9 protein-coding genes and 1 pseudogene are annotated in these 8,936 nt (G+C 68.9%); 9 read left to right on the forward strand and 1 reads right to left on the reverse strand.

The window, feature by feature from the left end:
• Positions 1-289, forward strand: a pseudogene (locus C667_RS17120) (asparaginase); the annotation flags it as partial.
• 141 nt (positions 290-430) lie between these two features.
• Here the strand turns inward: C667_RS17120 and cysB are convergent.
• Positions 431-1,372, reverse strand: coding sequence for an HTH-type transcriptional regulator CysB (cysB, locus tag C667_RS17125; protein WP_004371387.1), 942 nt, complete (start codon positions 1,370-1,372; stop codon positions 431-433).
• 104 nt (positions 1,373-1,476) lie between these two features.
• Here cysB and C667_RS17130 point away from each other — a divergent pair, with 104 nt between their 5' ends.
• From C667_RS17130 to C667_RS17160, 8 genes are all read left to right on the forward strand, one after another.
• A complete protein-coding gene (locus C667_RS17130) occupies positions 1,477-2,259 on the forward strand; it encodes a sulfite exporter TauE/SafE family protein (RefSeq protein ID WP_004371388.1) in 783 nt (260 codons plus the stop codon).
• A gap of 68 nt (positions 2,260-2,327) precedes the next feature.
• Positions 2,328-4,010 carry a nitrite/sulfite reductase gene (locus C667_RS17135; protein ID WP_004371391.1) on the forward strand — a complete coding sequence of 561 codons (1,683 nt, stop codon included), beginning with the start codon at positions 2,328-2,330 and terminating at the stop codon, positions 4,008-4,010.
• Entirely contained in the window at positions 4,003-4,557 is a 555-nt protein-coding gene (locus tag C667_RS17140; protein WP_004371394.1) for a DUF934 domain-containing protein, read from the forward strand. The genes C667_RS17135 and C667_RS17140 overlap by 8 nt, the downstream gene beginning before the upstream one ends.
• Positions 4,554-5,333: a phosphoadenylyl-sulfate reductase gene (locus C667_RS17145; RefSeq protein ID WP_004371397.1), complete on the forward strand. Its 780-nt coding sequence runs from the start codon at positions 4,554-4,556 to the stop codon at positions 5,331-5,333. The genes C667_RS17140 and C667_RS17145 overlap by 4 nt, the downstream gene beginning before the upstream one ends.
• A 3-nt stretch (positions 5,334-5,336) precedes the next feature.
• Positions 5,337-5,489 (forward strand): hypothetical protein, encoded by a 153-nt coding sequence (locus tag C667_RS26055; RefSeq protein ID WP_004371401.1) that lies wholly within the window; start codon positions 5,337-5,339, stop codon positions 5,487-5,489.
• A gap of 7 nt (positions 5,490-5,496) precedes the next feature.
• Positions 5,497-6,411: a sulfate adenylyltransferase subunit CysD gene (gene cysD / locus C667_RS17150; RefSeq protein WP_004371404.1), complete on the forward strand. Its 915-nt coding sequence runs from the start codon at positions 5,497-5,499 to the stop codon at positions 6,409-6,411.
• Between the two features lie 103 nt (positions 6,412-6,514).
• Entirely contained in the window at positions 6,515-7,795 is a 1,281-nt protein-coding gene (gene cysN, locus C667_RS17155) for a sulfate adenylyltransferase subunit CysN (RefSeq protein ID WP_004371407.1), read from the forward strand.
• Positions 7,796-8,033: 238 nt separating this feature from the next.
• Positions 8,034-8,768: a complement resistance protein TraT gene (locus tag C667_RS17160; protein WP_004371410.1), complete on the forward strand. Its 735-nt coding sequence runs from the start codon at positions 8,034-8,036 to the stop codon at positions 8,766-8,768.
• The last annotated feature ends 168 nt before the right edge of the window (positions 8,769-8,936 follow it).

Consider the following 8,936-nt stretch of genomic DNA (forward strand, 5'->3'; position numbering starts at 1 on the left):
CGCGCGCGCCCAGCTGCTCAACGGCGCCGCCGGCCTGGTGCTGGCCCTGCCCGGCAACGCCAGCCTGCCCGAGGCCTGGCGGCCCGCCCTGGAAGAATTGCCCGGCGCGGTGCCCGTCGTACTCGCCAGCCGCTGCGGCGGCGGCGTGCGCCGGCACCACGAGAACGCGCCCGCCAACTGGCTGGACGCCGGCGCGCTCGACCCGCTCAAGGCGCGCGTGCGCCTGATCGCCGGCCTCGGCGCCGGGCTGCGCGGAGCACGCCTGCGGCGCTGGTTCGAGCGCGCCTGAGCGAGGCGCGGCCGCAAGCTCAAGCGCTGCCGTGCTGCCGTGGGAGCCGACCTGCCCGCGGATCCTCCCGCGCGGCCGCATCACGCGGCCGCATCGCGCCGGCAAGCCCGCTCCCACCTTGGCTGCGCTCGCGCCCCTGCATCACAGCCCCGGATCGGTGCCGCCGCCCACGAGCGCGGTCTCGACCATGCGGCGCGACAGGTGCGGCGCGAAGCCCTCAATGAAGGCATACACGTAGGCGCGCAGCCAGGCGCGCTTGCGCAGGCCAATGCGCGTCGTGCTCGACTCGAAGAGGTGCGCAGCGTCGACCATGCCCAGCTTGCGGTCCTCCGCCGGGTCGTAGGCCATGCGTGCCAGGATGCCGATGCCCAGGTCCATCTCGACATACTTCTTGATCACGTCCGAGTCGATCGCGGTGAGCACCACCTTGGGCTTGAGGCCGCGACCGAGGAAGGCCTTGTTGATCTGGCCGCGGCCGGTGAAGGCGTCGTCGTAGGTGATCAGCGGGTAGCGCGCGATCGCCTCGAGCGTGAGCGGCGCGGCCTGCAGGATGGGGTGGCGCGGGGTGGCGACGACGCAGCGGTTCCACTGGTAGCAGGGCAGCATCACCAGCTCGTCGTATTCGGCGATGGCCTCGGTGGCGATCGCGATGTCGGCGCTGCCCTCGAGCACCATCTCGCACACCTGGCGCGGGTTGCCCTGGTGCAGCTCGAGCTTGACCTGCGGGTAGCGCTGCATGAAGCGGCGGACCACGTCGGGCAGCACGTAGCGCGCCTGGGTATGGGTGGTGGCGATCGACAGGCTGCCGACCGCCTCGTTGGCGAACTCGTCGCCCACCTGCTGCAGGTTGTCGAGGTCGCGCAGCACGCGCTCGGCGATCGCCAGCACGGCCTGGCCGGGCTCGGTGACCGCCACCAGGCGCTTGCCGTGGCGAGTGAAGATCTCGATGCCGAGTTCAGTCTCTAGCTGGCGGATCTGCTTGGACACCCCGGGCTGCGAGGTGAACAGCGCCTCCGCGGCGTCGGAGACATTGAGCCCGCGACGGGCGACCTCATGCACGTAACGCAGTTGCTGCAGGTTCATGGCAAGCTCGATATAACAACCAGTTCTTAAAGTCTAACTCCAAACCGCTTCTTGCGCTTAAACGAAATCCTTACGATGCGCCGCACCATCCAGGAGCGCATTACATGGACTTCGCCTACACCATCGCCGGTTTCGCAGTCGGTGCCATCGTCGGTCTCACCGGCGTTGGGGGCGGTTCCTTGATGACGCCGCTGCTGGTGCTGATGTTCGGCATCCACCCCTCGGTGGCGGTCGGCACCGACCTGCTCTACGCCGCGATCACCAAGGCCGGCGGCACCCTGGCGCACGGTCTCAAGGGCACGGTGGACTGGAAGATCACCCGCCTGCTCGCCACCGGCAGCCTCCCGGCGGCGGCGATCACGCTGCTGCTGATCGGGCAGTTCGCGCCCGGCGGCATCGAGGGTGCCGCCCACCTGATCCAGGTCGCGCTCGGCGTGGCGCTGGTGCTGACCGCGGTGGCGCTGATCTTCCGCAAGCGCATCCAGGCCTACGCGGTGGCACGCTCCGGCGGCCGCCCCGCCGATCCGGCGCGCACCGCCCGCCTCACCATCATCACCGGCGCCGTGCTCGGCGTGCTGGTGTCGATCTCCTCGGTGGGCGCCGGCGCGCTCGGCGTCACCGCGCTGTTCTTCCTCTACCCGGCAATGCCTGCGCTGCGCATCGTCGGCTCGGACATCGCCCACGCCGTGCCGCTGACCGCGGTCGCCGGCATCGGCCACTGGTTCCTCGGCAGCGTCGACTGGTTCCTGCTGGGCAGCCTGCTGGTCGGTTCGCTGCCCGGCATCTGGCTCGGCAGCCACATCTCCACCAAGGTGCCCGACCGCATCCTGCGCCCGATCCTGGCGACGATGCTGGTGCTGGTCGGCGCCAAGCTGATGGCGCACTGAAGCGCAGCGCACAAGAACACAAAGCCCCTCCCCGGCCCGAATTCACGCATACGACAGAGAGAGCCCACATGTACCAATACGACGAACACGATCAGCGCCTGCTCGACCAGCGCGTCGCCCAGTTCCGCGACCAGATGCGGCGCCACCTGGCCGGCGAGCTCTCGGCCGACGAGTTCCGTCCGCTGCGCCTGCAGAACGGCCTCTACATCCAGCGCCACGCGCCGATGTTCCGCATCTCGGTGCCCTACGGCCACCTCGCCAGCCGCCAGCTGAGGAAGCTCGCCCACCTCGCGCGCGGCTACGACCGCGGCTACGCCCACTTCACCACCCGCACCAACGTGCAGTTCAACTGGCCCAAGCTCGAGGACGTGCCGGAGATGCTCGCCGAGCTGGCCAGCGTGCAGATGCACGCCAACCAGACTTCGGGCAACTGCATCCGCAACATCACCGCCGACCCCTTCGCCGGCGTGGCCGCCGACGAGGTCGCCGATCCGCGCCCCTTCGCCGAGATCCTGCGCCAGTGGGCGACCTACAACCCGGAGTTCGCCTTCCTGCCGCGCAAGTTCAAGATCGCCTTCAACAGCGCGGCTGAAGACCGCGTGGTGCTGCGCGTCTACGACATCGGCCTCGACCTGGTGCGCAACGACGCCGGCGAGCTCGGCTTTCGCGTGCTGGTGGGCGGCGGCCTCGGCCGCACGCCGATCCTGGGCGAGGAGATCAAGCCCTTCCTGCCCTGGCAGCACCTGATCAGCTACTGCGAGGCCATCCTGCGCGTCTATAACCGCTGGGGCCGCCGCGACAACCTGTGGAAGGCGCGCATCAAGATCCTCGTCAAGGCGCTCGGGCCGGAAGCGTTCGCCCGCGAGGTGGAGGAGGAGTGGGCGAATTCCAAGGACGGCCCCAACACCATCACCGAGGCCGAGCTCGCCCGTGTTTCGGCCCACTTCGCGCCGCCCGCCTACGAGCCTCTGCCCGCGCAGGACGCCGCCTTCGACGCGCTGCTCGCCGACAACAAGGCCTTCGCCACCTGGGTCAAGCGCAACGTGCGCGCCCACCGCCAGCCCGGCTACGCCGCGGTGATCCTGTCGCTGAAGAAGACCGGCACCGCCCCGGGCGACGTCACCGCCGAGCAGATGGACCTGATCGCCGACCTGGCCGACCGCTTCAGCTTCGGCGAGGCGCGCATGCTGCACGAGCAGAACGTCGCGCTCGCCGACGTGCGCCGCGCCGACCTCTTCGAGCTGTGGCAGGCGACGCGTGCCGCCGGCCTGGCGACGCCCAACATCGGCCTGCTGACCGACATCATCTGCTGCCCCGGCGGCGACTTCTGCAGCCTCGCCAACGCGCGCTCGATCCCGATCGCCGACGCCATCCAGCGCCGCTTCGACGACCTCGACTACCAGCACGACATCGGCGAGATCGACCTCAACATCTCCGGCTGCATGAACTCCTGCGGCCACCACCACGTCGGCCACATCGGCATCCTCGGCGTCGATAAGAACGACCAGGAGTGGTACCAGGTGAGCATCGGCGGCACCCAGGGCAACGGCACCACGCTCGGCAAGGTGATCGGCCCCTCCTTCGCCCTCGACGAGGTCGTCGGCGTGATCGAGAAGCTGCTCGAGACCTACGTCGAACTGCGCCATGAGGACGAGCGCTTCATCGACACCGTACAACGCGTCGGCACCGAGCCCTTCAAGGAGCGCGTGTATGCCGACCGCCAGCCGCAAAGGAAAGCCGCCCATGTCTGACAAGATCATCAAGAACGGCCGCGTCGTCACCGACGACCGCCTGACCGTGAGCCTCGCCGAGGGCGAGGCCGCCACCGACATCGCCGTGCCCGCCGGCCCCGTGCTGGTGCCGCTCGCCGTGTGGCAGGCGCGCCGCGACGAGCTGCTGGCGCGCGCACGCAGCGGCGAGCTGGGGGTGTGGCTGGCCGCGGGCGAGGACGTCGCCGCGCTCGCCGACGACCTCGCGCTGCTGCAGGTCATCGGCCTGCACTTCCCCAAGTTCACCGACGGCCGCAGCTATTCCGCCGCCACCCTGCTGCGCACCCGCTACGGCTACCAGGGCGAGCTGCGCGCGATCGGCCAGGTGCTGCGCGACCAGTTCAACTACATGACGCGCTGCGGCTTCGACGCCCTGCAGCCGCAGGCCGAGCGCTACACCGACGAACAGCTCGAGGCCGCCATCGCCAGCATCGACGACTTCACCCAGCCCTACCAGCGCTCGGTGCAGGATCCGCTGCCGCTGTTCCGCCGTGTCGAGCGTGGCAGCGGCCGCGAGGTGCAGCAATGAACGCTGCCGTCTCCGCGCTGCGCCCCGCGCCCGCCAACGCCGCCACGCAGCCCGCGCTGACGGACGCCCTGCGCGCCGCCGTGGGTGCCAAGTCCGCAGCCGCGCTCGTGCTGCTGCGCGAGGCCGTGGCCGAGTTCGGCGCGAATGCCACGAATGGCAAGCTCGCCTTCGCCAACAGCTTCGGCGCCGAGGACATGGTGCTGACCGACCTGATCCTGTCGAACGCGCTGCCGATCACCGTCTTCTCGCTCGACACCGGCCGCCTGCCGGCGGAGACCTACAGCCTGATCGGCGAGGTCGAGCGCCACTACGGCAGCAAGCTCGAGATCTACTTCCCGGACGCCGGCGCGGTCGAGACTTTCGTGCGCAGCCATGGCATCAACGCCTTCTACGACTCGGTCGAGCTGCGCAAGGCCTGCTGCGGCGTGCGCAAGATGGAGCCGCTGCGCCGCGCACTCGCCGGCCGCAAGGCCTGGATCACCGGCCTGCGCGCAGCGCAGTCGGTCACCCGCGCCGGCCTGCCGGTGCGCGAGACCGACACCGCGAACGGGCTGGAGAAGCTCAACCCGCTGACGGACTGGACGGAGACCGAGGTGTGGGCCTATATCCGGATAAACGAGGTCCCCTACAACGCGCTTCACGACCAGTTCTACCCCAGCATCGGCTGCGCCCCCTGCACCCGCGCGATCGCGCTCGGGGAGGACGTGCGCGCCGGACGCTGGTGGTGGGAGAATCCGGAGACCAAGGAGTGTGGTCTCCACGTCAAGGAGAGCTGAGCCATGAACGGCAAGCACCCCGCCCAGGCCACCCACAGCCCGGCGATCGGCGCCGGTCGCCGCAGCCTGCAGCAGCGCCTGCTCGCGTTGCACGCAGGCCTGAAGGCGGCGCTGCGCGCATTCCGAACCCATCCGATCAAGCATCCGCAACGGTAAACGCACCATGTCCACGCTGACCAAACAGACGCTGTCCCACCTCGACTGGCTCGAGGCCGAAGCCATCCACATCCTGCGCGAGGTCGCCGGCCAGTGCGCCAACCCGGTGCTGCTGTTCTCCGGCGGCAAGGACTCGATCTGCCTGCTGCGCCTGGCCGAGAAGGCCTTCCGCCCGGGCCGCTTCCCCTTCCCGCTGATGCACATCGACACCGGCCACAACTACAAGGAGGTCACCGACTTCCGCGACAAGCGCGCCGCCGAGCTGGGCGAGCGCCTGATCGTGCGCTCGGTGGAAGACTCGATGGCGCGCGGCACGGTGGTGCTCAAGCACGCGGGCGAGTCGCGCAACAAGCACCAGTCGGTGACGCTGCTCGAGGCGATCGAGGAGTTCGGCTTCGACGCCTGCATCGGCGGCGCCCGCCGCGACGAGGAGAAGGCGCGCGCCAAGGAGCGCATCATGAGCTTCCGCGACGAGTTCGGTCAGTGGGACCCGAAGAACCAGCGCCCCGAGCTGTGGAACCTGTACAACGCGCGCAGCCACAAGGGCGAGAACATCCGCGCCTTCCCGATCAGCAACTGGACCGAGCTCGACGTGTGGCAGTACATCCAGCGCGAGCAGCTGGAGCTGCCGTCGATCTACTTCGCGCACACCCGCCCGGTGGTGCGCAAGGCCGGCCTGCTGCAGCCGGTGACCGAGCTGACCCCGGCGAAGGATGGCGACGTCGTCGAGGACGTGCTGGTGCGCTTCCGCACCGTGGGCGACATCACCTGCACGGCGCCGGTCGAGTCCGACGCGGACACCGTGGAGAAGATCCTCGCCGAGACCGCGACCACCACGATCACCGAGCGCGGCGCAACGCGGATGGACGACCAGACCTCGGAGGCCTCGATGGAGCAGCGCAAGAAGGAAGGTTACTTCTGAACGCGCGCGGGCCGGCCACGGCCCCGCAGCCCTGCCCCCGGCGCCTCACCCCTCACGCCTGACGCCTCACGCCTCGCGCTTCACCTTGCACGGAATCCAAACCATGTCCGCCCTCGAGCACATCCCCGAAATCGACAACGGCCTGCTGCGCTTCCTCACCTGCGGCAGCGTCGACGACGGCAAGAGCACCCTGATCGGCCGCCTGCTGTTCGACACCAAGACCATCCTCGCCGACACCCTCAACGCCATCGAGAAGACCTCCGCCAAGCGCGGCATGAGCGCGGTCGACCTGTCGCTGCTCACCGACGGCCTGCAGGCCGAGCGCGAGCAGGGCATCACCATCGACGTCGCCTACCGCTACTTCTCCACCGGCCGGCGCAAGTACATCATCGCCGACGCCCCCGGCCACGAGCAGTACACCCGCAACATGGTGACCGCCGCCTCCACCGCCAACCTCGCCATCATCCTCATCGATGCGAGGAAGGGCGTGCTCACCCAGACCCGCCGCCACTCCTACCTGGCCAGCCTGGTCGGCATCCCCCACCTGCTGGTCGCGGTCAACAAGATGGACCTGGTCGACTACGACCAGGCCGTGTTCGAGCGCATCAAGGCCGACTATCTCGCCTTCGCCGCCAGGCTCGGCATCAAGGACGTGCGCTTCATCCCGATCTCGGCGCTCGAAGGCGACATGATCGTCGACCGCGGCGAGCGCCTGGGCTGGTACGACGGCCCGACGCTCCTCGACATCCTCGAGAACGCCCCCGCCGCCCACACCGAGCAGGCCGAGGACTTCCGCTTCCCGGTGCAGTTCGTGTGCCGCCCGCAGGACTCCGCCAACCCCGAGCTGCACGACTACCGCGGCTTCATGGGCCGGGTCGAATCCGGCGAGATCGCCGTTGGCGACGCCGTCACCGTGCTGCCCTCGGGCGCCACCAGCCGCGTCAAGCGCATCGAGCTCGGCGGCGAGCACCTGCCGCGCGCGATCCACGAGCAGTCGGTGACCCTGCTGCTCGAGGACGAGATCGACATCTCGCGCGGCGACCTCATCGTCAAGGCCGCAGAAGCGCCCGAGCCGGTCAAGCAGATCGACGCCACCGTGTGCTGGCTGTCCGAGACGCCCTTGAGCCCGGCGCGCACCTACCTCGTGCGCCACACCACGCGCGAGGTGAAGGCCAAGCTCGCCAGGATCGACTACCGGCTGGATGTGAACACCCTCGAGCAGGAGGCCACCACCGGCCTGGCGATGAACGACATCGCCCGCATCAGCCTCAAGCTCGCCCAGCCGATCGTCGCCGACCGCTACCAGGACAACCGCGCCACCGGCGCCTTCATCATCATCGACGAGAGCACCAACAACACGGTGGGCGCGGGCATGATCGGCTGATCGCGCCAGTCTTCCGCAGCGCTCGAACCCCGGCCCCCGCAAGGGCGCCGGGGTTCTTCGTTTACGGGCCTCGAATAAAGTCATTCAGCATTTCGAATGAATGACAAAGGGGCAGGCAGGCTTCTATAATGAAATCCCATATGACTATCGTCTGAGACGGAAGTCCTGCGAAGTCATCTCTGGATCACAGCGAAATCCCTGCCCTGCCCTCTCCATCCGCCCTCGAGGAAGCCTCCCGATGCTCAAGCAAATCACCCTCGTCACCGCCGCCTTCGTCCTCACCGGCTGCGCCGCCGCCCACGTCGCCATCAGCAAGCGCGACCTCGACGTGCAGACCAAGATGTCGGACACGGTCTTCCTCGACCCGGTCGGTGCAGACAAGCGCACCATCTTCCTGCAGATCCGCAACACCTCCGACAAGCCCGACCTGTCGGTCAATGACGAGATCGCCGCCGCGCTGCAGGCCAAGGGCTACACCCTGCTGCAGGACCCGGACGCAGCGCACTACGTCCTGCAGGCCAACATCCTGCAGGTCGGCAAGTCGGCGCCCACCGCGATCGAGGCGGCGATCAACCAGGGCTACGGGGTCGCCACCTCGGGTGGCCTGGTGCTGGGCGCCGGCGCGGCCTACGCCGGCGGCGCCAGCGGTCGCGGCATCGCCGCCGCCGGCCTGATCGGCTCGCTGGCCGAAGGCATCGCCGGCGCCGCGGTCAAGGACGTGTATTTCTCGATGATCACCGACCTGCAGATCAAGGAGCGCATGCGCGGCGCCGCCAAGGCGAAGGTGAGCTCGAACCACCGTCTGCGCCAGGGCAACAGCGGCGGCTCGGAGGTGTCCTACGACGAGGAGTCGTCCTACAAGACCTACCAGACCCGCATCGGCTCGAGCGCGAACAAGGTCAACCTCGCCTTCGAGGAAGCGCTGCCCGAGCTGAAGAAGGGCCTGATCACTTCGATCGCCGGGCTGTTCTGATCTCCACAGCGGGTTGCATCGGGAGCAGGCCCGCGCTCGGGGTCGGGCTTTGCCTCCAGGCACGGCGCTGTCGATAATGTCGGACGCGCCGTTTCACGTCCGACACCTCGCCGCAGCTCCGAGCCATGCCCCCACACCCACCCACCGCCCCCGCCCGCACCCGCCTCG

This window comes from Thauera phenylacetica B4P, from assembly GCF_000310225.1.
In the GTDB taxonomy this organism is placed as follows: Bacteria; Pseudomonadota; Gammaproteobacteria; order Burkholderiales; family Rhodocyclaceae; genus Thauera; species Thauera phenylacetica.

What these genes read in the sequence shown, in the direction of transcription:
- C667_RS17140 (WP_004371394.1), top strand. Translation starts at nt 4,003, where the DNA reads ATGTCTGACAAGATCATCAAGAACGGCCGCGTCGTCACCGACGACCGC.
- C667_RS17160 (WP_004371410.1), top strand. Translation starts at nt 8,034, where the DNA reads ATGCTCAAGCAAATCACCCTCGTCACCGCCGCCTTCGTCCTCACCGGC.
- cysD (WP_004371404.1), top strand. Translation starts at nt 5,497, where the DNA reads ATGTCCACGCTGACCAAACAGACGCTGTCCCACCTCGACTGGCTCGAG.
- cysN (WP_004371407.1), top strand. Translation starts at nt 6,515, where the DNA reads ATGTCCGCCCTCGAGCACATCCCCGAAATCGACAACGGCCTGCTGCGC.
- C667_RS26055 (WP_004371401.1), top strand. Translation starts at nt 5,337, where the DNA reads ATGAACGGCAAGCACCCCGCCCAGGCCACCCACAGCCCGGCGATCGGC.
- C667_RS17135 (WP_004371391.1), top strand. Translation starts at nt 2,328, where the DNA reads ATGTACCAATACGACGAACACGATCAGCGCCTGCTCGACCAGCGCGTC.
- C667_RS17130 (WP_004371388.1), top strand. Translation starts at nt 1,477, where the DNA reads ATGGACTTCGCCTACACCATCGCCGGTTTCGCAGTCGGTGCCATCGTC.
- C667_RS17145 (WP_004371397.1), top strand. Translation starts at nt 4,554, where the DNA reads ATGAACGCTGCCGTCTCCGCGCTGCGCCCCGCGCCCGCCAACGCCGCC.
- cysB (WP_004371387.1), bottom strand. Translation starts at nt 1,372, where the DNA reads ATGAACCTGCAGCAACTGCGTTACGTGCATGAGGTCGCCCGTCGCGGG.